This is a genomic window from Baaleninema simplex PCC 7105 (genome assembly GCF_000332355.1).
GTDB classification, from domain to species: domain Bacteria; phylum Cyanobacteriota; class Cyanobacteriia; order Cyanobacteriales; family Geitlerinemataceae; genus Baaleninema; species Baaleninema simplex.
In genome coordinates, this window is the sequence record NZ_KB235958.1 from 2,239,106 (window position 1) to 2,261,744 (window position 22,639).

Here is a 22,639-nt window from a genome sequence, read left to right on the forward strand (position 1 = left end):
AAGGGGGGATAGGGGGCTAAGGGGGGATAGGGGGCTAAGGGGGGATGTGTTGAAGACTTCTTAAAACCCAGCTTATCGGGAACGGATTCCGTATTAGCCTACAAATTGAATAAGTTTTTGAATCGCTTTTTCACCCAATCGATCGGATTTTTATCGTCTTCATCCACATCGACTAATCCGAGCGATCGCAACTCCTGCTGTCGTCGAGCTAGTTCAGATTTGTGTCGTTCTAACCCCGCAACGATCGCATCGTAAAGCTCGGGATGTTGGCACAACAACCGCTCGAACTGAAAGCGATCGAGTTTAAATAAAATAGTCGGCTCTAACGCACGCACCGATGCTGTTCTAGGAACGCCCAACATCAAAGCTAGTTCGCCGAAAAAGCTACCTGCATCTAATAGTTTTAACTGTCGATCGAGCCGTTCGACATAGACTTCAACCTTGCCAAAAATGACAATATAAAATGCATCACCCGGCTCGCCTTCCTGAAATAAAATATCTCCAGGTGATAGAGTTTTTCGACATCCCTGCTCGATTAATTGACGTAACTGTAACTCGTTCAAATTTTCAAAATAGGAAATCTGTCGCAGCGTATGACTGAGCGAGACACCGATAGAATCTGTTGTATTGTGGTGAGGTGAAGAATGAAGGCGAACTGAACCGAACGGAGGAGAATTCCAATCGATCGCCGCTTGTGGAGAATTAAACCAAACTTCTGTTTGTGGAAAGGGGATTTTAATTCCTTGTTGGCGTAAGTAGTACTCGATGAAAAAATTTAGCGAACTGACAATAAACGGCTCTCGATCGATGCGATCGACCCACACCCACAACTCAAACAGTAACGCGGAATCTCCAAATCCCTTTAACATCACTTTGGGCGGTGGATCGGACACGACAGAAGGCTCCATATACGCACAAACTAATAGCGTTTCTGTCACTTGAACTGGATCGCTACCGTAAGCGACACCAACTGGAATATGAACTCTCGCCACGTAACAGTTGTCGTAACTCCAATTCACAACGCGATTTGAAATTAACTGACTGTTGGGAACGACAACATCTGCACCTTCTCGCGTGCGAATGACGGTCGATTGCAAAAATACTTCTTTGATGTAGCCAGACAAACCATCGAACTCGATGAAATCTCCGACTTTTAATTTCCGTTCGATTAGAATGGTGACGCCACTAATGAAGTTGTTTGCCATATTTTGCAAACCGAAGCCGATCCCGACGCCTAAACCGCCTGCAACAACTGCTAGAGAGGATAGGTCGAACCCCAAAATTTGCAAAACCGCAATGACACTCAGGATTCCTAGACCATAACTAAAAATGGTGGCGATCGCGGCTCGATTTCCCTCGTCGATACCGAATTTAACGAGTAAGCGATACTTTAAAAAATTTCGCAATCCCCGCGTTAGCAATAATGCGATCGCCAAAGATACGACGAGATAAGCGATCGACACGATCGACACAGATGTATTCCCAATCTCAAAAAGTTCTTGGGTGAAGATCCGTATCACTTGACTGAGCCAGTTGGCTGAATTCCACACGCTCGAATCCTATATTTACTTGAAGTTAAAAGGTCAGCTGGAGTAAGCCTAGAAGCCCTTAAATTTCTCGACGACGACGTTCAAAACCGATCGCTTACTTCAATCGATCGGTCAAATCTTTAAGTCGAACTCAACAATAAGTTCGAACAAACAGACCAATAACGTTAATCGTCGCCATCGATCGCCGGTGAAATACAAAGCGAACCATTCTTTTATATACTGCGAGTTATTTGGCTCTTCTGAGTTTAGGGTGACAGAAAAACTGACTACACGAGACTTCAAAGGTTTTGGCTCTCGGATTTTCAATTTTTTGTATTAAATCATACATTTATAGTCACAAACTCCGAAGACCCCGACTTTTTGAAACCCAGCTTATCGGAAAAAATGGAGTATCACTCCTGTTGTCACCTGCGATCCGTTCCCCATCGCTCGGCACCAAACCTCGCGAAATTGCGATCGAATCGCCCCGACACCCCGAAACACACAAAAAGAGAGGCACTGTAGCAGCACCTCTCTCGAATCATCCATTGACAAAGGTTTGAGACCGCGCGATCGCCCCAAACAGATGTACGGTTACGACGCCGTTGCGCCCGGACCTAAGCCGAGCGTACCCGCGTACACCGCGCGATCGCCCAATTCGCTTTCAATGCGGAGTAGACGGTTGTACTTGGCAATCCGCTCGCTACGACACAGCGATCCCGTCTTAATTTGTCCGGCTCGCGTCGCCACGGCCAGATCGGCGATCGTCGTATCCTCCGTTTCCCCAGAACGGTGGCTGATGACCGACCGGAGACTGTGACGCGTCGCCAAATCGATGGTTTCGAGGGTTTCCGTCAGCGAGCCGATTTGGTTGACCTTAATCAAAATCGCATTACCGGCTTTGGTGTCGATACCTTTCTGCAAGCGGGTTGCGTTCGTCACAAACAAATCGTCACCGACGAGCTGACAGCGTTTACCCAAGCGATCGGTCAAACTCGCCCAGTTGTCCCAATCTTCCTCGTGTAACCCGTCTTCAATGGACACGATGGGATACTTATCGACCAACTCCGTTAAATAGTCGATGAGGTCGCCGGGAGAGCGAGTCGCGCCGTCGTACGTATACTGACCGTCGCTGTAAAACTCACTGGCGGCTACGTCGAGCGCTAACGCCACCTGTTCCCCCGGTTTGTATCCCGCCCGTTCGATCGCCTGAATCAGCAATTCCGCCGCTTCCTTATTCGAGCCGAGGTTCGGGGCGAATCCTCCCTCATCGCCAACCCCCGTCAACAAACCTTTATCGTCTAAGACTTTACTCAAAGACGAGAACACCTCCGATCCCCAGCGCAGCGCTTCCTTAAACGACTCTGCCCCGACGGGGACGATCATGTATTCCTGAAAGTCGATGTTGTTCGCGGCGTGTTCGCCCCCGTTGATCACGTTCATCATCGGAACCGGGAGCAGGTTCGCCAAAGGACCGCCCAAATACCGGTAAAGCGGGATATCCAGCGCACTGGCGCAGGCGCGAGCGTTAGCCAGCGACACCGCGAGGATGGCGTTAGCCCCGAGGTTGGCTTTGTTCGCCGAACCGTCGCGATGCAACATGACCGCATCGATTTTCATTTGTTCGAGCGCATCGACTTTACCGACGAGTTCGGGGGCAATTTTATCTTTGACGTTTGCCACTGCTTTGAGAACGCCTTTTCCACCGTAGCGTTGGGAGTCTCCATCGCGCAGTTCGTGCGCTTCAAACGTTCCCGTAGAGGCTCCACTGGGAACCTTGGCGACGCCGACAGCGCCGTTGGCGAGGCGGACTTCTGCTTCTACCGTGGGTCGTCCTCGGGAATCGAGAATTTCCCAGGCGTCGATCGCAGCGATCGTCGTGTCAGATCTAGACATCTCTCAGTTCTCCTGTAGCCACATTACGCAGAGCGACACTATCGCTACGGGACGGCTCAACATTGCCTCCGTAGCACGCACCCCAAACATCATAAGATGCCTCGGGCGTTCGAGGCGTCAGGCTTTGGGAGATTTTTAGCAATTACGTGGACGCCCGACTCGTCTCGAGGCGATCGATCGCCCGTCGAAGCTGAGAACTTTGATTTTGGGATCTCCGGCCCTTAAAACGAGCGGTATTCTAGATCTAAGAGGATTCGCAGCTTAAGGATTCGCCAATGTCAGCGAAATTGTTATTAGTCGATGACGAACCGGGACTTCGAGAAGCCGTCCAAGCCTATCTTGCCGATAGCGGCTTTACCGTGGTCGTGGCGACGAACGGTCAAGAGGGATGGGAAAAACTCCAACAAGAAGATCCCGATTTAGTCATCACCGACATTATGATGCCGGAAATCGACGGCTATCAGCTTCTCAAACAGATGCGGGAAGATCCCCGATTCCGAGCGCTTCCAGTGGTGTTTCTCACGGCGCGGGGGATGACTTCCGATCGCATCCAAGGATATCAAGCCCGTTGCGACGCTTATATTTCCAAACCCTTCGATCCCGACGAACTGGTGGCGGTGGTCGAAAACCTCCTCGAACGTCGCGCAGCAGCCACTGAAAGCACCGAAGAAGGCGAACCCCCAGATTTGGCAACTCTCGCGCGACAAATTCAGGAAATCAAAGAGTTGCTAACCCACAAAAACGCCATTCCCCAAAAAAGCGCCCCCCTCGACATCGATTTTACGCCCCGAGAAGAAAGCGTGTTGCAATTGGTGGCGCAAGGGTTGATGAACAAAGAAATCGCCAGTCGTCTCGATACCAGCGTTCGCAACGTCGAGAAATACGTCAGCCGCCTTTTTAGCAAAACCGGAACCAACAGCCGCACGGAACTCGTGCGTTACGCCCTCGAACACGGGCTGACGGACTGACATCCTCCCGACACCGACCCGCTGCGGGTACGGTGCGGGGTTCCTCTTTTAAAGGGGGCTAAGGGGAGATGTGGTGAAGACTTCTTGAAACCTAGCTTATCGGAAATCGATGGAGTATGACGCGGTAACATCAAATGTTTTGGACTTTGACCGCCACAGCACCCTTGTATGTTGGCGGTGTGCATTGGCGGTGCGTGACGATTTCTCGGTCTCAGGATTTACATCCGATTTTTCAAGTCGCGCACCCTACTGGTGACTGCTAATTCGCTCGTTCCCACAATCGCTCGATTTCCGTCAACACTGAGGCGTCGGGGGGTTGGGTGGTTCGGGTTTGGAGATCGACTCGGGCACCGGGTATGTTTTTCGTCCAGGGACTGTTGGGAATGGCTTCGAGGTCGATGTCGGGATTCGCGGGACGGAAGCCGTGTTGGACGAATACCGCTTGCTGTTCGGGGGCGGTGAGGAAGTCGAGGAATTGGGTGGCGGCGTTGGTTTCTAAGGACCCTAGGTTGCGGGTGACGATCGCCGCCGTGGACACCGTCTCGATCGAGGGATCGAGATAGTAGATTTGATAGGGTTTTCCTTGGGTGGTTTGGGCTTGTTCCCAGCGATCGAGGGCGATGCTTTCGTACACTGTCGCTACGTCCGCGTCGTTGGGGCCTCGGGTGATGAATTCTTGCAGTAGGATATCGGTCGATCGCGGCGGTTGGTAGATCGATCGCTTGACGAGGGCGAAGAGCGATCGCATTTCCGGTTGGTTCAGTTGCGTGGCGGTGGGGGCGTTTCCCAGTTTGGACTGCGTCCACAGGGTCATCGTCAGTTGTCCGCTGTTGGAACGAGTCGGATCGGTCATCAGGAAATCGAAACTTCCCCATTCGGCTTGTCCGCCGATGCTGTTCCAAGTTCCCGCCTTGGTCGCGGCTTCGAGGCGATTCCAGTCGAAGCGTCCGTCGGGAAACAAGACTGCACCTCGTTCGGGCCAGGCGACACCCACTAACAGGGTTTTGGCGATGGGACGCGGCCGTTCGTGGAATACGGGATCGCTGCTGCGGGCGGCCATGCGATCGCTCAGTTTGTCTAAAATTTCACTGTTGGCGGGAATGACAATGGTGGGATCGAAGTCGTTTTTCTCATCGACGTAGTTGTTTACGATGTCTTGTGATCCTTGAAATTTCAGTTCGAGGTTGATGTTGGGATACTCTCGCTCGAATTTCGGTTCGAGGGTTTCTAGGGTTTCTTGAAGTTCGGTTCCGCTGACAACGTAAATGGTTCGGCTTAAGCCGGGAATTGGGGCGTAAGTTAGTCCTAGGGAGGCAATCAGTACGCCGAAAGAGGTTATCAATCTTTGGGGAGAATCCATTTTTTTGACTTGATAATTTTCAAGATTTTATAAATTTAACTTGACAAAATTTAAATCATATGATAATAAGTTTGTTTTTTAGGGTTTGGAGACTAAGACATCGACGTTTTCTTGAAATAGTTGCAAGTCTTGACTGAGCGATCGCAATTCTTGTAACTGTTCCGAATCTTGTAAATCGGCGGTTCGCAGTTTGTTTTGCAATTCTTGCAACACTCCCGCCGATTCGGTAATGGCGGTAAATAAAGAAATCGCTTGGGCGTCGCGGGCGTCTTTTCCCGCTTGGGCGAGGTGGATGTTGCGTTCTAAACTGGCGGCGAGTTGGCTGAGTTGTTGTTGGGCGACGCCGCGACGAGAGGCTTGTTTCGATCGCACTTCCTGTAACTGACGTTGCAAGTCTTCGACTGACAGCAGCGAATCCGATCCTTGCAACCGATGGGAAAGGCGATCGATCTTTTCGGGGAGTTCGTGGGCGCGATCGCACGCATATTGTACCGCCGTTAACAACTCCATTTGCACCGTTCCCCCCGTCAGCAGACGTTCGGCTTCTTGTCGCAACTCCTCGGCTTTCGAGGCTAAATTCGCCGCCGAAACCCGCACGGATTGCAACTCTCGGTCTAAATCGGGGTTTTCTAACGCCAGTCCTTCCGGTTCTTGAGATTTGCGCCACGACGCCCCCGCTAAGGAGACGATCGCTGCGGTGGGAACCATCACGATGCTGGAGACGTTCGCCAAACGCACGCCGAGGAACAAGACGACACCTCCGGCGAGAATTGACATGGGATAATAAAAAGGATTGGCGAGTTTCATGTTGTTGTCAAAACTCGTAGTTAGGGTCTGCTGAATAAAGCTAAAATCCTTATAAAAAAGGAATTTTAAGGGAATCGATCCGAAAAAAGTCCCCAGTTTTCGGTCAGTATGGGGCAAAAATTCGAGAGAAAATAGCAATCGATATGCTCACATTTCCCACCCTCCGATCTCCTGTTCCCTGTTACCTGTTCCCTGTTCCCTCTCATCACTTTAACTTTAATGACTTTTCAGCAATCCCTAGTTAAAACTCGACTTGTAAATCAGCCATCAACGACGAAATGGTTTCGGGATCGCCTTTGCGGTAGTAACCGCCGTTGACTTGGGCGATTTGTTCTAACACACTTTCGTCGAACTCCCCTTCTTTACCGTAACCGACGGTGAAAAAGGCGATGCGTTGGTCTGAGGAAAACCCGCTTTTTTGAAGTTCGGCTTCGAGTTGGTTCAGTCGAATTTGCGATCCGGAATCTTCGCCGTCGGTAAGAATCAACACGGCGTTGATGGCGTCTTGGCGAAGGTTTTCACTCAACCAGTTGCGGGCGTAGAGGGCGGCGTCGTAGAGGCGAGTTCCGCCGCTAGCTTGTAACGAGGACACAAACTGCATTCCGCGATCGCGTCCTTCGGGGGTTCCGTCCACGACGACGGGGGGTTTAATGTCGGAGTTGAAATCGATCAGGGCGATGCGTTCTTTGGGACCTAAATTGTCAATGTAGTTTCGCAGGGTGTTTTGGACGGCGGTGATTTTGCGTCCCGCCATCGACCCGGAAGAATCGACTACGACCGCCACTTGAGAGGCTTTTTTGGCGTAATCTTGCCAGCTTTGTAGCATGGCTTCGACCACTTCCGGCGGTGGCGGGTTGTAAGAGTCGTAATTGGGGCTGGTTTGGACGCCGAATTCCGGGGTAAATCGAGGTCCGAGGGGAACGCCGGGAACGCCGGGACGTAAGCCTAAATCGGTGGCGATCGCTTGGGTTTCGGGCGATCGCAAATACTCGATAACCGCTTCGGCGGCGGCTTTTTCCTCCTCGCTAATCCAGGGGGCGTCGGCTAAAATCGCCCTCATGTTCGAGGTGAAAGTCGCTTGGGGATAAACGGCTTGGTAACGGACGCCGGAATTGGCGTCGGATCGTTCGCTGTTGGCGGCGATAACCGAGGATTCGTAAACTGACCCCACAGACGCCCAGTAGGGACCGTTAGCGACCATCGCTTTGGCCAGGGAACTGGTAGATTTTCCGTAGCGGGTGACTTTCTGTTGAATTTGTTGGACTTGGTCTTGATATTTCTGTACGTCGGAGATGGTGAGGTCTACGGGGCGTTTCCCCGAGACGCTGGCGAATTGGGTGACTAGGGTTTGTAAGCCGGAGTTCGATCTCGTCGGGGCGGTGTGAACGTAGGTGATGGGGAGGTTGGGGGCGTTGGAATTTAAATCTTGGTGGTTTTTCGCCGTGACGAAGGCTTTGAAGGGGTCTTCGACGCTTTGCAAACTGTCGGCGATGTCCGCTTCCGCCATCAACACCATCGGACTGTTGGACAACATAGGGGCGTCGGGAATTTCGGGGATGTAGTCTTGACCGGGATAGAGGCGATCGATCTGATAGCGAAGTTGGCTGTGATAGATTTCTCCGTCGACGGAGAGAAGGACGGGAAATTGAGGGTCTTCGGCTTGTATCGTTCCGTTTTTCAGTTGTTGGGCGAGGCTGAGAACGCGATCGACCACATCGCCGCTTCCGGCCGCTTCGCAGGTGATGTAATATTGCTTTCCGTCGGGAAGTTGTGGATTTTGCGCGTTATACTGTTCGGCGGCGCGATCGCAAAATTCATGTAAAGCACTGCCAAACAGCAGTTTGACCTCGAAGCCTTGGCGTTGGGGCGTTCCGTTTCCGCCAATGTTGCTACAGCCACTCAAAACCCCCACACTCAAAAGCAAGGCTAGGCGTTGGGTCGAAAACCAAGGTGTCGATGACATGGGTTGTCGAAAGCTGAAACAGTTGTAGTCGGATCTTTTAGGGCGATCGGCGCTTATTTCACTCTACTGGATTGACCAGACGGAAATCCTGTATTGACGGGTAGGGTGTGTTCCGGCGTCGATCGATCTTTGGGTTTTGGCGACAGGCTCAAATCTGCCGGAACGCACCGACTTCAGCGATCGATTCGAGTTTCCCTACGGCCATCATAGTGGGGCAAATCCGACACTTGACTAAGAACAGGTTAAGAATCGCCGTCAATACCCGGTTGGCAATTGTCAACTCTCCATTACCAAGTCGGCATCGAGAATCCCCGACGGTCGATCTAAGATGGAGTTTACGCTTGGGGCGCAAGCCCGAACGATGCAATCGATCGCCAATAGGAGTAACACCGTGAGTCCAGAAACCACCCTCGACAAACCCACGACCCCCTTATTTGACCCGGAAACGTTCGATCGCTACGTGATGAAAACCTACGGACGGTTTCCCATCGCCCTGACGAAAGGGAAAGGCTGTCGGGTATGGGACGATCGAGGTCGGGAATATCTGGATTTCGTGGCCGGAATTGCCACCTGTACCCTAGGACACGCGCATCCGACGTTGGTGTCGGCGGTGACGCAGCAAATTCAAACTCTCCACCACGTCTCGAACCTGTACTACATTCCGCCGCAAGGGGACTTAGCCCAGTGGTTGGTCGAGCATTCCTGTGCCGATCGCGCGTTTTTCTGCAATTCTGGGGCGGAAGCTAACGAAGGGGCGATCAAACTGGTTCGCAAGTACGCCCACACGGTTCGCAACCTTGAAAATCCGGTGATTCTCACGGCGAAAGCCAGTTTCCACGGGCGGACGATGGCGACGATTACCGCCACGGGACAACCGAAATATCAGAAGAATTTCAGTCCCCTGGTTCCCGGCTTTGTCTACGTTCCTTATAACGATATCGAGGCGTTGGAAGCGACGATCGCGGAACTCGATGCGGAAAAACCCCAAGTTGCGGCGATTCTGTTGGAAGCGTTGCAAGGGGAAGGGGGCGTCCGTCCGGGCGATCTCGACTATTTCCAACGGGTTCGCCAACTCTGCGACGAGAAAGGCATTTTACTGGTTCTCGACGAGGTGCAAGTGGGCGTCGGACGGACTGGGAAACTCTGGGGATACGAGAATTTGGGGATCGAACCGGACGTTTTCACCTGTGCGAAAGGTCTCGGCGGCGGAATTCCCATCGGGGCGTTGTTGTGTAAGTCCGCTTGCGATGTGTTGTCTCCCGGCGAACACGCCAGTACGTTCGGCGGAAATCCCTTCGCCTGTGCGGTGGCGTTGGCGGTGTGTCAGACGGTGGAACGGGAGAATTTGGCGGAAAACGCCCGCGATCGCGGCGAACAGTTGCGGACGGGGTTACAGGCGATCGCCGCCGATTATCCTGATTTAATTGCGGAAGTTCGCGGTTGGGGATTGATTAACGGTTTGGTTCTCAAGGAAGAGAGTTCGCTGAGTTCGATCGATATCGTGAAAGCGGCGATGGAACTGGGTTTGTTGTTGGTTCCGGCGGGCCCGAAAGTGGTGCGTTTCGTTCCACCGTTAATTGTCTCGGAATCGGAGATCGATCGCGCGATTGAAATGGTACGGGAAGCGATCGCCTCGGTGGTGTAATTCCGTCTATTTTCTGTCACAGGGCTAAGGGCAGCCTGGGCGCGATCGGTTATTTTGGATTCGTCAACTGTTCTTTGGTGAAACCTATGGTTTTGAGGAGTTGGACGCGAGCGATCGGTCTCGTCTTTGCCACTTTGTTCTCCTTCCTGGGCTTAAAATCTGCTAATGCACAAGTCGAGGATTTTGTCAAGTCTTCTAACGAGTCCGACGCGCCGCGCATCGTCCAAAATTGCTACTTTCCGGGGGAATACGCCCGAGTTTCGACGCGAAACACCGATTTAAACGTGCGACAAACTCCAGGCGGACGTATTGTCGGTTCGATTCCCCGAGGTTGGGAAGTCCTTGTCCGAGAGACAGATCGATCGGGGCGTTGGGTGTTCGTCACCAGTCACTACGGTAGCGGAAGTGTCTATTTTGGCAGTGCGCCGAATTTCAATGAAGGTTGGGTGTCTGCGGATTATCTAACGTTTTTGGGGTCGTACTGCGACAAGCCTTCGATGGGCGGACGACCGATGAATAACAAAGGGATGTCTCCCAAACCTTTTTATTTCATGGAATCTCAGTTAGAAACACAAGTGGAACCCCAGCGGTTTTCGGTGTACGAAGATTGGACGAATTTGGGCGATCGTATCTCGAAATCTTTGGACGATTGAAGCGTAGGTTGGGTGGAGCGCAAGCAAAACCCAACTCGATCCAATTTAAATGTTTTTAATGCACCACAGAGACACAGAGAACACGGAGAATTTTGAGATAAATGTAGGTTGGGTGGAGCGCAAGCAAAACCCAACTCGATCCGATTTAAATGTTTTTAATGCACCACAGAGACACAGAGAACACGGAGAATTTTGAGACTTTCATCTAATTTATTTTTTGTCGATCTTTGTTTAGAAAATTCATTTTTTAAATTTTGAATCGAAATTTGTTGATATCTAAAATTCACAAGGTTCTCGCCATCGCCGCCAGAGTTCCGGGGAATCGCCAACGCTTTTTAGACGCGGGACTTCTCGAGACTAAAACCGGACAACTCGTCGAACATTGGCGAGAGAAATTCCCCAATCTCCAACCCATCGATAAAGCCGAAATTCGCAATTCTCCCGGTTTGTTTCTCGCCAACGCCTCGGATGTGGTGTATCGGGGAACGACTAGCGGAAGTCGGGGACAAGTTTTGACGTATTTTGCGGGAGAGGAGTGGAATCGCCTTCGTGTCGCGGCGAGAATGCGATCGCTACGGTGGTGGGGAATCGACGACAGCATCCCCATCGTCAACGTCGCCAGTCGCTTACAGCCGATTCGTTCGGTAGACGTGACGCTGGCGGGAGAGATTGACGAGGGGTTTTTAACGCGGTTGTTGGAGGTGTTGTCGGTGCGTCCGGCGGTGGTGCGGGGATACCCCAGTCGTTTGTGTGAGGTGGCGTCGCGACTTTATGGAAAATCCCTTCCTACAGTTTTGGGGGTCATCGTTACTGGAGAAGGCTGGTTTGAGTTTCAGAAATCCCTGTTGGAACGGGTTTTCGATGCGCCTTTTATTGACGAATACGGCTGTCAAGAAACAGGTATTTCTGGGCTGACTTGTCCGGAGGCGAATCGGTTACATTTAGATAGCGATCGCTGTTTGTATGAAGTCATCGACGGACAGTTAGTTACGACGGATTTGTATAATTTTACGATGCCGATGGTTCGGTATTGTTGTGGGGATGTGGTGGAATTGGAGGAGACGCCGTGTTCTTGCGGACGAAAGGGATTGACGGCGACGGTTTGCGGACGAGTTGAGGATACAATCGAAACCTCTCGCGGACGAGTGTTTTCGGGAAACGTGAAACTTCCGCCATTTCCAGGGATTTTGAACTATCAAGTGATTCGGCGAGAAACCTCGATCGATCTGATTTTAAAGGAAGTGGTGGAAAAGTGGAGCGATCGCAATTTAGAACCTCTCGATAACTGGATTCGTCACACTTTTGGAAATCTCGAAATTCGCTATTTTGGAAAACCGCCGTCACCTCCGGAAGTTCCGCCGCGAGAGGTGTTGTCTGAGAAGGATTGGATTTCTCAACTCACATCGGGGTCTTGGGGAGATTTGTTCGATCGATCGCTTCCCCAGGGTAACATTGCAGCGGCGGCGAAACTTCTCAAACAGGCGATCGATCCCTCGATTATTTCAGGTTCGGGAATTTCTGAAGCCACGCGAAATTTAGCGATCGCCGTTTCTCAAACTCCCACGACGGGAAATCCCGACATCGATCGCACGATCGGACGAATTTTACTCTTTGCCAATACGGTTTTAGGAGGAGATGAGTTGCTGTGCGATCGCGCTGTCGAAATCTTACGTGAAGCGGAGGGCGATCGCTTCAGCGATCCGACTCAATTTGACCTATACCTATTGTCATTGTATCAGAAAACAGAGAAGTTGCAAAGCATTTTAGACTATCGCCCTTGTCAGATCGATCGATTCAACATCCATCACAGTTTATACGGATTTGAGGGGGCGATCGCCACCGCCAGAAACCGAAATTCTCCCCTCACGAAAAGTCTCAATCCCCTACTTGCGATTTTTATCGCCGATCTTAACTTTTTCGCCTCGCGATTCCACACCGCCATTTTAGCCAGTTGGCGTGAATTGATTTGGAATCGGGAAATCTGGGAAATCTCGAGAATCACCGACGCCGATTCCTTTTTAACTGCTTGGCTGCATCTCAGGAGAGCTTTTTGGAAAAACCGCAAAACTCCCGAAATTCTAGAGGCGGCGTTAACCAAACTTCGAGAAACCGCCAAAACTCCTCAAGAGCAAGCCAAAGCCATTCTCGAAACCGGATACGTCAACCTATTACTCGAAAAACAACTCGATTCGGAATTTTGGCTGACAACGGCGATGCAACAGTCGCAAAACCTCGATCGCACTCTCGAAAAAGGTGAATTCGATCCCCTTCCCTGGAGTCCGATTTTACGAAATATCGCACAAGGATTTTTAAATGGCGGAAAACCCGAACTCGCTTATCAATGTTTGTTGGCTTCCGCACCTCCGTCGTCGCGAGTTTCCGCCTTTGAACGATTAGCCAAACATTGCAACCGCAAACAATCGCCAATTTTCGAGATTCGCGATCGGTGAAACCTCTAAAAAATGCCCAAATCTACTTCTCAAATTGCCATCGCCTTCGAGTCAGAAACGGTTCTCGAAAACTCGATCGCTCTCCTCAACTCCCTACAGCAGAATTCTCAACTTCAAATATCTTTGATTTGGATACCGGGAAATCCCCAAAAATCGCAAAATTCTAAAATTGCACAGATTCCGTACCCATACCCTATTTCAATTGTCAACTCGAACGAGGAACTTGTCAACGCCCCTCTCGATGCGATCGCCTACATTCCCCACCACGCCAACCCCAACCCGACGTTACCAGAACTTCCCCCAACGTCCGAACCCTGGATCGTTCCTTGGCTTCCCTCCCTTGACTTTCCCTCCGAAACCGCGATCGCCACATCGCCGCAACCCCTGGCGTGGATTGCTGAAGCCACCTGGTTTCACCGCCATTTCGCCAACGCAGACATCCCAACGCTGTATCGCCTCGCCGAAGACTTCCCCGAATTAGCGTGGTATGGCGGCACATCGACCACACCGCAACCCGATAACTTACGAGTTTGTGCGATCGTGCCTCACTTTGGCTGCGAACCCTGGCTGTTTCAATGTCTGCATTCCCTCATCAACCAAACTCGCCCTCTCGACGAGGTTGTGGTGGTAGACGATGCCTCGCCAACGCCGCCAGTCGAGATCGTCTCTCAGTTTCCCTCGGTGAAACTGTATCGCTCTCCCCAACGAGTCGGACCGTATCGCCTGGTTCAACAGGTTATCGAGGACACTGACGCCGATGCCTATTTGTTTCAAGATGCCGACGACTTTTCCACGCGCGATCGATTGGCGACACTTCTATATTTAATGTATAACCACAACGCCGATTTAGTGGGAACCCAGGAATTGCGAATAATGGAATCTGAAAAAAACGTAATTCCCGTCTGTTATCCTCTGGACGTCAACCTCGCTTTGGTGGAAAAACCGGGACATCCATTAATTCACCCCAGTAGTTTAGTGCGTCGGGAATTGGTAATGAAGTTGGGAGGTTTCGCGACGGGATTGCGGTTTGGCGGCGATACGGAGTTTTTACTACGGGCGCATTTTGTCGCTAGAATTATCAATACTTCCCACTTTTTATATTGTCGCCGAAAACGTCCGCGATCGCTGACGATGAATCCCGAAACGGGGTTAGACTCTCCAGCGAGAAATCAGTTATTGCAACAGTTAAAATCGCGTGCGAAGCAGAATTTAGCGGCAAAGCAAAACAGAAATGTTTTGAATTTGCATCCCTTGTCTGTAGCATTGAAGGTAAAGTTAGTAAAATTGCGAGAATGAGGGTTGTGGCACGAACAAAAAAATGAATTCTTTTTTGAGTTTTCTAAATACTTTTATTTGTGATAAAATATAGAAATCTTAAATATAGAAATTCTAAATTTTTTATAATAAAAAACCTATTGAAAATTTGTTTCATGGGTCAGATGGTCTATCGAGATCCCCGGCATCTTGGATATGCCGGAGATCTTATGCCACCATTTACCGAAATGAGATTGTGCCGCGAATTATTTAGGAATGCTATAGATTGTGTAATAAACTAAAGGGGACGGGGAACATCAATAAAAAATCAGATTTTTTCTTACATTGCGATTTAATACAACTCATTTGAGATTGCTATAGTTTTATTTGTGTGCTTTTATTTAAACGATCGCTCGTGCTGGCTAATTCTTTTAAAAGTAATCTCGATCTTTTTTACAATCGCTTTCGATCGAATATAGCAATATAACCAAAACCCAAACATTAGAACGTCATCTTGTAAGACTCAAACAGTGATTTTACTAAACCCAAAAAGTCTCTCTCTGTGTCCTCTGTGTCTCTGTGGTGAAGACTTTTTAAAACTCAGCCTGTCAAAAACAAATTTCGTATAAGGGAAGCAGAGTCAAGTCTATTTCACAGAGGTTTCTCCAAACCTATCTATTGACAGTAGGTTTCTGCCTCACACTTTTTGCAATACCAAAATTTCAAAAGCATCTAACTTTTCAGGAATGTCGATCGTCGTTCCCGTTTCCTCTCGATAGGAATTCACCCGACGATCGCGAGCAGATATCAAGAGCTTCCATCCCTGGCGCTCGATCGGAATGTCGAGAATCAGAGGCTTTTCGTAAGAAAAATTGATAACCACCAACACCATCTCATCGTCCGTTTCGCGCAGGTAGGCTAGATGTTCGTAAGGATAGTGAATTAACGTCCTCAAACGTCCCCACAACAATGCCTCACTATCGCGACGCAAGGCGACGAGTCGTCGGTAAAAATTCAATAGCGATCGCGGATCTCGAAGCTGCGCCGCGACGTTGACCTCTTTATAGTTGGGATGAACGGGAAGCCACGGTTGCGGGTTTTTCCCGAAACTAAACCCCGCTTGCGGCGAATCGTCCCACTGCATCGGCGTGCGAGCCCCATCTCGGCGTTCGGGAACTTCTCCACTCGGACTCGGGGCGATCGCCTTATCCCGCGACAGTTCTGGCGGAATATCGTCGTAGTCCACCATGCCAATTTCTTGACCGTAGTACAACACGGGCGTTCCGCGCACGGTCAGTAACAACGTCGCCGCCGCCATCGCGATCGCCATCGAATCGACGCACAAGCTACAGTCTACCCACCGCGAAAGATGTCGGGGGATATCGTGGTTGTCCCAAAAATAAACCGGTTGCGCCCCTTGCGGCGTCAGGAGTTCTTTTCGTTCGATCTCCCGTTGTAAATGGCCGGGATACCAAGGGCTAAACGCAAACTCGAACGTAAACGGTAAGTGCAACTCGTCGTTGTTCGCCCCGTAAAAGGCAATGGAATCGTAGAGGGTGTTATCGATAAAGGTTTCGCCAACGAGCAGGCGATCGTCGTACTCGTCGAGAACTTGCCGTATTTCACGGACGATTTCGTGATTTTCCGGCAGGTTTTTCTCATAGAGATGGTGGTAGTTGTTGTAATCGTTCTTATCGCTCGAGGCAAATTTTAGTGGATTGTCGCGGAAGTATTTATCTTTGCTGTAGGCACTCGAGGCGTCGAGACGAAACCCGTCTACACCGCGATCGAGCCAAAACCGTATAATATCGAATACTTCCTCTCGGACGTCTGGATTGCGCCAATTGAGATCGGGTTGGTTGGCGTTGAACGTATGAAAATAATACTGTCCCCGTTCGGGACAAAACGTCCACCCCGAACCGCCGAAGTAGGATAGCCAGTTATTTGGAGGATTGTCTTTATAGCCCTCTTGCCACAAATACCAATCGGCTTTCGGATTGTCGCGACTCGATCGCGATTCGACAAACCAATCGTGGCGATCGGAGGTGTGGTTGACCACCAAATCTAAAATAACCTTAATTCCCCGTTGGTGAGCTTCTCGAATCAGTTCGTCGAAGTCCTCTAACGTGCCAAATGTCGGACAAATCTCTCGGTAATCGCTCACGTCGTACCCGTTATCGAACATGGGCGATTTGTTAATCGGCGAGAGCCAAATCGCATCGATTCCAAGGGAGGTGTCACTGTTTGGATTACCGTCATTTAAATAGTCCAAGCGTTGGATAATTCCTTGTAAATCTCCCACGCCGTCACCGTTGCTATCGGCAAAGGTGAGCGGATAAATTTGATAAATAATTCCACGCTCCCACCAGGTTTTTGTCTTCAAAGTCATATCCAGTTAATTCTCGTCTAAGTTTAGAATTGTCGCTAACACAGTTTTATCCGTGAAGTAATGAAGGTGCGATCGACCGCTAAGCTGTTTGACGAGCGAAAAAGGTAAATCGTTGCGACGATATTGGATTTTTTTCGATGTCGAGTTTTTAGGAATTGGTGTTTTCGTACAGAGCCAATCGCGATCGGAATAAAAATCAAGCCAAGGATCGATGCGATCGTTTTCCAGGCATTTCTGAATTTCACGTTCGATCCAATCCACTTTACAGGATAAAATTTTTAACGGGCCGCCTAACGTTATCAGTCGAACGCTCTTCGCTCCCTGATAATCCGCTAACAAATCCACTGCAACCGTCACACCAAAACTGTGCGAGACGACGGTAACTTTATCGTAACAGCCTTCGTTCAGAATATCGTCAAATATAGAAAAAATACGATTGCGAATTTTGGCTCTCAACACTCGACTTGGAGAGTCTTCCTCAATATATTTCATAGCAAAATAAATAATATCAACCATGAAGTTTACGGGCAGCAAATCGAGTAGTCCTTGAACGATGACCCAAATCGACCACCCCCCCATAAAAGTTCCTAACGTTCCCAAATATCGAGCTAAATTTTGAGGAATTTCAAATCCTAAAAAACTAGGATCTTTTCCAATTGCTGTAAAAATAATCGATAATGTTCCATAATACCAAAAAAGCCATAAAACAAGCGTTAAAGAGCCATTAATAAAAAAGACAGGAGACTCTTTAAAATATTTCCAGGTTTTAGAAAATAGCCAATAAAAAAACAAATATGCGCCGTACAAAGCTTTGTCTTTAATCGAGCGATCGCTGAGCTTAATTAATAAATCGCCCCAGTACGCTTCGTAAACATCAACAGTTTTATGGTTGTCTAAAAACGTGACAACTTCAAAGCGTTTTCCCGTATTTCCTTGAATTTTAACATCTCCTGCCAACGTCACGCGATTCTGTTCTAATTGCTCCGTCAATCCAGCACTGAGCAATTCTAAATAAAACCCCTGTTCTTGAAATTGATAACCAGGGATAAAAACAACAGCTTCTTGACGAGAGGACATAACGATTGCAAGAGAATGCCGGGTTGAAACGACCCACGACGATCGCTCGAGGGAATTACCATCGGGACGGCCGACGGGCGGATCGGGCTACGCTTCCCCCAACACGAGCGTTCCCCTTGCATTATACGACTCACAACGCTCGTCAGATGGCAATCAATCTAGGCGAACGGCTCGATTCCGCCCTCAATCCTACATCACCGATCGCAGCGAGTGACGAAACGCAGTATTTCCCGAATAGCCCGACAACTCAGCCAACTCGTCTAACTCCCGAACCCCTTCGTACAACTGTCCGTTAATTTCCCAAGTCGGATAAGCACGAACGCCCGCCCGTCGACAAACCTCGGGTTTTGCGTTTGCACCTCGGGGGTCGCATTCGACGTACTCTACGATCTCGAAGGCTTCGCGTCCGAATAGCTGCTTCTGGCTGTAACAGTGAGGACACCAGTACGCCCCGAAGGTTCGCGCCCCAATCTCCCGTAAATGTCGTGCCAGTTCGATTTCTGCGGTTCCCGACTCCGTCGTCACGGCACGAGGCGCTTGTTTCGTCTCAGAAACGGATTCTGGCGTCGCCGCCACAGAAGGAGAAATATCGGCGTACAGTCCCGTCGCGCCCACAAGGGTCGCGATCGCCACCAACGCACTCGCAAACAGCGGTCGTCCGGCGTCTTCCCAATCGCGGCCGAAGACCGCCAATCCGAACAAACCGAACGAAAACAGTGCCGAGGCGAAACAATACGGGCAGAACTCGTGTAGTTCCGAGACTAACACGTAGGTTAAATAGCCGCTAAAGGCGGCCATCGCTGCCCCCCCAACGAGTAACGCCCATCCCGTCGTTCGTTCGATGCGATCGCGGCGGCGGCGGTTGTCTTCCGGGTCGAACGAGTAAGGGGCGAAGGCGAACACCGTCATCGCGGCGTATCCCAGGAAGCCGAACACCGTCAGCGGCAGTCCGAAAGCCGTCGCGTAAGGGCTAGTCAACACGCGATCGCATCCTTCCGTGGGACAGATGGCGGCGATGTTGTTCGTCAGTTTCACCACCGTTAACACCGTGGTTTCGAGGGCCCCCAACAGGGCGATCGTCCCCATTATCGGGCGAGACCAACGATAGAATCGAGAGGTCGAACGTCGGCGAGTCATGGCGCTTCTCCGTGCGAGGTTTCCCTAGATTTCCCAATTGTTAAGACGGTACTTTCTTATAAGACGGCGACGGGGCGATCGCCCCATCGCGATCGACGCTACTGTGGGCGGCATCTACAAACTGGCCGACGCGAATCGGATCGATGGGGGCTTCGATGTTGCCGTGTCGTTTCAGCGAACTCGAGACGATCGCGCCGTCGGCCGCTTGCATCAGTTCGGAAATATTTTCCCAGGTCGCCCCACTACCGATGAGAACGGGCTTGTTACGGGCGGCGTGTTTGGCCAGTTCCAAATCTTCCAAACTCGGGGGCATTCCCGTGGCCATTCCCGAGAGGATGACCCCATCGGCCAAGCCTCGTTCGAGGGTCTCGCGCACCGTCAAGGTGAGGCTGGGAGTTCCCAGGGGTTGAGCGTGTTTGACCAACACGTCGGCAAAAATCTTCACGTCGCTGCCGAGTTCTCGGCGATAGCGCATCAAATCGTGGGCGCGGCCTTCGATGATGCCTTGATCGGTGACCATCACGCCAGTCAAGACGTTCACGCGGATGAACTTCGCGCCGACGCACGTTGCGATCGCCAGGCTGCTGTGGGCGTCGTTGCGGAGGACGTTCACACCGATGGGAATCGTGACGATACCGCGCAGCCGTTCGACGATCGAGGTCATGGCACTCACCACCGCCGGATCGACGCGGGAATTTGTAAAGGGCGCGTCGAAGAAGTTTTCAACGATGATACCGTCCACCCCCCCGGCTGCGAGGGCTGCAGCTTCGCGTTCGGCTCGATCGATCACCGCTTTGAGACTCCCCCCCCATCGCGGCGAGGAGGGTAACGGCAGTAAATGTACGACTCCAATAATGGGATTGGGGGTTTTGAAAATCTGCTCGAAGTCCACGTTTTTACTTGTCTCGGAGTCAGTGACTAGGGGTGTTCGTTGAAAGGGCTAACAGAAGCGGCGACCTGCGACGCTGTCGCTCGGTCACAGAAACTGGGGCGTTCTGGGTGAGTTTGCCCGTCGGTTCGCCCGTCGGGTCGGGTACGATGGCTGTCCATCTCAGTCGAACCCGGTATATCCTATTTGGATTATAGGGGTTTCAGTGCCGCTCGTTTAAACTGGACGAGATGGGACGACAGGAGAAAACGCCCTTGAAACTCGCGTTGGTGGTACTGTTCGCGATCGCGGGATTGGCGATCGCCATCGAGATCGGCTTGCGAGTGGTGTTTGGGTTTGGCAAACCGCCATTGTACGTTGCCGACGACACGATCGGCTATCGTCTGGCACCGAACCAGCACACCCGACGCTTTGGCAACCGCATCGACATCAACCGCTACTCGATGCGGTCTGAGGAGGTCGAACCGATGCCGACTCCCGACACCTTGAGGGTGTTACTGCTGGGAGATTCCATCGCCAACGGGGGATGGTGGACCGATCGCGACGAGACGATTTCCGCCCGACTCCAACGGCGGTTAGCCCCGGTTGCGCCCCGCGTGGAAGTTCTCAACGCCTCGGCTAACTCTTGGGGACCGCGCAACGAACGGGCGTATTTGGAGAAATTCGGCACTTTTGGCGCTCGTGCCGTCGTACTTTCGATCAATACTGACGATTTGTTCGCCAGTGCGCCGAGTTCCGTCAAAGTGGGACGCGATCGCAGCTATCCCGATCGCTATCCTCGCTTGGCTTGGATCGAAGTTCTCTCTCGCTACCTCCTGCCTCAACCTGAATTTTCCGAACTCGAGACTCGCCTTCCCGAAGATAAAGATATCGTGGGGGCAAATTTGAGGGCGATCGCACAAATTCACGATCGCTTACTTGCCGAAAACGTCATCTTTTTACTCGCCATGACTCCCCTCAAACGGGAATTAGGAGAACCCGGCCCTCGCGATTACGAACTCAAAGCTCGACAACGATTGTTAGAACTCACGCAACGCGATCGAATTCAGTATATCGACTTTCTTTCATCCTTCAATCGCGTCGAACCTGTCGAAACTCTTTATCGAGACCATATTCATTTGAGTCCGGCTGGCAACGAACTGGTGACCGAAGCGATCGCACAAAAAATCGAAATTGAAATTGAGTGAAGAATTTTCAAAAAATCGTCGATTTAATAATCACAAAAAAATATTTAAATGCTTTTCAAAACATTCATAAATCGAATATAAATCTCTCAAGATATTCTTTTCAAAAAAGCGGTCGCATCAATTTTAAAGTTTAAATAAATTTTCAAAAAAATCTCCCCAACTGCCAGAACCGTCGAGCTACAGTTGTGAGAGGACTGTTCTCAAAGTTGGTATGACCCCCGATGAGTAAAACCCCCACCCCCGTTCCATTTGTCGATTTACACGCCCTGCACCAATCCCTTCAAGACGAGATCGAGCAGGCCGTTCGCGACGTTCTCGATCGCGGCGACTTCATCCTCGGCCGAGCCGTCAAAACCTTCGAGGGAGACTTCGCCCGCGCCTGCGGCGTGTCCTGCGGCATCGGCGTGTCCTGCGGCACCGACGCCATCGCCCTAGGACTGCGTGCCTGTGGCATCGGAACGGGGGACGAAGTCATCGTTCCCGCCAACACCTTTATCGCCACCCTCATCGGCGTCTTACACGCCGGAGCGACGCCCGTTCTCGTCGATTGCGATCCCGACACCGCCCTAATGGATCTCGAGGCAGCCGAACGCGCCATTACACCGCGAACCCAAGCCCTGCTTCCCGTTCACCTTTACGGACAAATGGTGTCCCCCTCCGGTTTACAGGCGATCGCGACCCGACACGACTTACTCATCTTTGAAGACGCCGCCCAAGCCCATCTCGCCCACCGAGACGGCTATACCGCCGGGTCGGTGGGAATGGCGGCCGCGTTTAGCTTCTATCCCAGTAAAAACCTCGGAGCCGGAGGCAACGGCGGCATCACCGTCACCCCCAACGCCCACATCGCCGAACGCCTGCAAGCCTTGCGAAACTACGGCGCCCCTCAAAAATACGTCCACGCCTATCGCGGTACAAACAGCCGCCTCGATACCCTACAAGCTGCGATCCTCAACGTCAAACTGCCCCGTTTACCCGAGTGGAACCGCCAGCGCAACGAGGCCGCTCGACGCTACGACCGACAGCTCGAACCCTTACGGGAATCGGGGATCGTTCCCATGAGAAACGACAGCGATCGCGGCCACGTCTACCACCTTTATGTCGTCCGCGTCACCGACGAATCGCCGCTAACCCGAGACGAACTGGCGGCCGAACTCGAACAACAAGGAATTCAAACCGGAATTCACTACCCGATCCCCTGCCACCTCCAACCGGCCTATCGAGACCTCGGCTACGAGGAAGGTCGTTTTCCCCACGCAGAAACCCTCTCCCGTCAAATTCTCTCGCTGCCGATGTTTCCCGGCTTGAGCGAAGCGCAAATCGATCGCGTCGTCCGAGCGATCGAAACCGCCGTTCGCCATCCCGTTTCGTCGGCCGCGCGATCGTAAACTCCTAAGAACATCTCTTCGTACCAATAGTTTAGATAGAACTCGCA

General features: G+C 51.2%; 16 protein-coding genes. 7 read left to right on the forward strand and 9 right to left on the reverse strand.

Going from position 1 to position 22,639, the window contains the following annotated elements:
• Positions 1-98 precede the first annotated feature (98 nt).
• Both GEI7105_RS0112035 and eno read right to left on the reverse strand, forming a co-directional pair.
• Positions 99-1,472, reverse strand: coding sequence for a cyclic nucleotide-binding domain-containing protein (locus GEI7105_RS0112035; RefSeq protein ID WP_017660707.1), 1,374 nt, complete (start codon positions 1,470-1,472; stop codon positions 99-101).
• 651 nt (positions 1,473-2,123) lie between these two features.
• Complete coding sequence (gene eno / locus GEI7105_RS0112040; protein WP_017660708.1) at positions 2,124-3,425, reverse strand: phosphopyruvate hydratase; 1,302 nt, start codon at positions 3,423-3,425, stop codon at positions 2,124-2,126.
• A 275-nt stretch (positions 3,426-3,700) separates the two neighbouring features.
• Here eno and GEI7105_RS0112045 point away from each other — a divergent pair, with 275 nt between their 5' ends.
• Positions 3,701-4,393 carry a response regulator transcription factor gene (locus GEI7105_RS0112045; protein ID WP_017660709.1) on the forward strand — a complete coding sequence of 231 codons (693 nt, stop codon included), beginning with the start codon at positions 3,701-3,703 and terminating at the stop codon, positions 4,391-4,393.
• A gap of 259 nt (positions 4,394-4,652) precedes the next feature.
• On the opposite strand, the gene GEI7105_RS0112050 is transcribed toward GEI7105_RS0112045, so the two are convergent.
• The 3 genes from GEI7105_RS0112050 to GEI7105_RS0112060 all read right to left on the reverse strand — a co-directional run bounded on the left by GEI7105_RS0112050 (position 4,653) and on the right by GEI7105_RS0112060 (position 8,523).
• Positions 4,653-5,753, reverse strand: coding sequence for a substrate-binding domain-containing protein (locus tag GEI7105_RS0112050; protein ID WP_017660710.1), 1,101 nt, complete (start codon positions 5,751-5,753; stop codon positions 4,653-4,655).
• Between the two features lie 78 nt (positions 5,754-5,831).
• Positions 5,832-6,560, reverse strand: a complete 729-nt coding sequence (locus tag GEI7105_RS0112055; RefSeq protein ID WP_026097607.1) for a hypothetical protein — start codon at positions 6,558-6,560, stop codon at positions 5,832-5,834.
• 241 nt (positions 6,561-6,801) lie between these two features.
• Complete coding sequence (locus GEI7105_RS0112060; protein ID WP_017660712.1) at positions 6,802-8,523, reverse strand: extracellular solute-binding protein; 1,722 nt, start codon at positions 8,521-8,523, stop codon at positions 6,802-6,804.
• Positions 8,524-8,914: 391 nt separating this feature from the next.
• Between GEI7105_RS0112060 and GEI7105_RS0112065 the strand changes: the two genes are divergently transcribed.
• From GEI7105_RS0112065 to GEI7105_RS0112080, 4 genes are all read left to right on the forward strand, one after another.
• Entirely contained in the window at positions 8,915-10,168 is a 1,254-nt protein-coding gene (locus GEI7105_RS0112065) for an aspartate aminotransferase family protein (protein WP_026097608.1), read from the forward strand.
• 86 nt (positions 10,169-10,254) lie between these two features.
• Positions 10,255-10,821 (forward strand): SH3 domain-containing protein, encoded by a 567-nt coding sequence (locus tag GEI7105_RS0112070; protein WP_144053774.1) that lies wholly within the window; start codon positions 10,255-10,257, stop codon positions 10,819-10,821.
• A gap of 266 nt (positions 10,822-11,087) precedes the next feature.
• Complete coding sequence (locus GEI7105_RS0112075) at positions 11,088-13,271, forward strand: phenylacetate--CoA ligase family protein (protein ID WP_144053775.1); 2,184 nt, start codon at positions 11,088-11,090, stop codon at positions 13,269-13,271.
• 12 nt (positions 13,272-13,283) lie between these two features.
• Positions 13,284-14,567, forward strand: coding sequence for a glycosyltransferase family 2 protein (locus GEI7105_RS0112080; protein WP_017660716.1), 1,284 nt, complete (start codon positions 13,284-13,286; stop codon positions 14,565-14,567).
• A 655-nt stretch (positions 14,568-15,222) separates the two neighbouring features.
• Here the strand turns inward: GEI7105_RS0112080 and GEI7105_RS0112085 are convergent.
• The 4 genes from GEI7105_RS0112085 to btpA all read right to left on the reverse strand — a co-directional run bounded on the left by GEI7105_RS0112085 (position 15,223) and on the right by btpA (position 20,020).
• Positions 15,223-16,914 (reverse strand): glycoside hydrolase family 13 protein, encoded by a 1,692-nt coding sequence (locus tag GEI7105_RS0112085; RefSeq protein ID WP_017660717.1) that lies wholly within the window; start codon positions 16,912-16,914, stop codon positions 15,223-15,225.
• Between the two features lie 6 nt (positions 16,915-16,920).
• Entirely contained in the window at positions 16,921-17,991 is a 1,071-nt protein-coding gene (locus tag GEI7105_RS0112090; protein ID WP_017660718.1) for a lipase family protein, read from the reverse strand.
• Positions 17,992-18,180: 189 nt separating this feature from the next.
• On the reverse strand, positions 18,181-19,128 hold the full coding sequence (locus tag GEI7105_RS0112095) for a vitamin K epoxide reductase family protein (protein WP_026097609.1): 948 nt from the start codon (positions 19,126-19,128) through the stop codon (positions 18,181-18,183).
• Between the two features lie 40 nt (positions 19,129-19,168).
• The gene (gene btpA, locus GEI7105_RS0112100) at positions 19,169-20,020 is read right to left on the reverse strand and encodes a photosystem I biogenesis protein BtpA (RefSeq protein ID WP_017660720.1); all 852 of its coding nucleotides are present in this window, start codon (positions 20,018-20,020) and stop codon (positions 19,169-19,171) included.
• 251 nt (positions 20,021-20,271) lie between these two features.
• Between btpA and GEI7105_RS0112105 the strand changes: the two genes are divergently transcribed.
• Together GEI7105_RS0112105 and GEI7105_RS0112115 are read left to right on the forward strand one after the other, a co-directional pair.
• On the forward strand, positions 20,272-21,204 hold the full coding sequence (locus GEI7105_RS0112105) for an SGNH/GDSL hydrolase family protein (protein WP_026097610.1): 933 nt from the start codon (positions 20,272-20,274) through the stop codon (positions 21,202-21,204).
• Between the two features lie 221 nt (positions 21,205-21,425).
• A complete protein-coding gene (locus tag GEI7105_RS0112115) occupies positions 21,426-22,592 on the forward strand; it encodes a DegT/DnrJ/EryC1/StrS family aminotransferase (RefSeq protein ID WP_017660723.1) in 1,167 nt (388 codons plus the stop codon).
• The last annotated feature ends 47 nt before the right edge of the window (positions 22,593-22,639 follow it).

Coding starts and splice junctions, on each gene's coding strand:
- eno (WP_017660708.1), bottom strand. CDS start 3,425: ATGTCTAGATCTGACACGACGATCGCTGCGATCGACGCCTGGGAAATT.
- GEI7105_RS0112045 (WP_017660709.1), top strand. CDS start 3,701: ATGTCAGCGAAATTGTTATTAGTCGATGACGAACCGGGACTTCGAGAA.
- GEI7105_RS0112050 (WP_017660710.1), bottom strand. CDS start 5,753: ATGGATTCTCCCCAAAGATTGATAACCTCTTTCGGCGTACTGATTGCC.
- GEI7105_RS0112055 (WP_026097607.1), bottom strand. CDS start 6,560: ATGAAACTCGCCAATCCTTTTTATTATCCCATGTCAATTCTCGCCGGA.
- GEI7105_RS0112060 (WP_017660712.1), bottom strand. CDS start 8,523: ATGTCATCGACACCTTGGTTTTCGACCCAACGCCTAGCCTTGCTTTTG.
- GEI7105_RS0112070 (WP_144053774.1), top strand. CDS start 10,255: ATGGTTTTGAGGAGTTGGACGCGAGCGATCGGTCTCGTCTTTGCCACT.
- GEI7105_RS0112080 (WP_017660716.1), top strand. CDS start 13,284: ATGCCCAAATCTACTTCTCAAATTGCCATCGCCTTCGAGTCAGAAACG.
- GEI7105_RS0112085 (WP_017660717.1), bottom strand. CDS start 16,914: ATGACTTTGAAGACAAAAACCTGGTGGGAGCGTGGAATTATTTATCAA.
- GEI7105_RS0112090 (WP_017660718.1), bottom strand. CDS start 17,991: ATGTCCTCTCGTCAAGAAGCTGTTGTTTTTATCCCTGGTTATCAATTT.
- GEI7105_RS0112095 (WP_026097609.1), bottom strand. CDS start 19,128: ATGACTCGCCGACGTTCGACCTCTCGATTCTATCGTTGGTCTCGCCCG.
- GEI7105_RS0112115 (WP_017660723.1), top strand. CDS start 21,426: ATGAGTAAAACCCCCACCCCCGTTCCATTTGTCGATTTACACGCCCTG.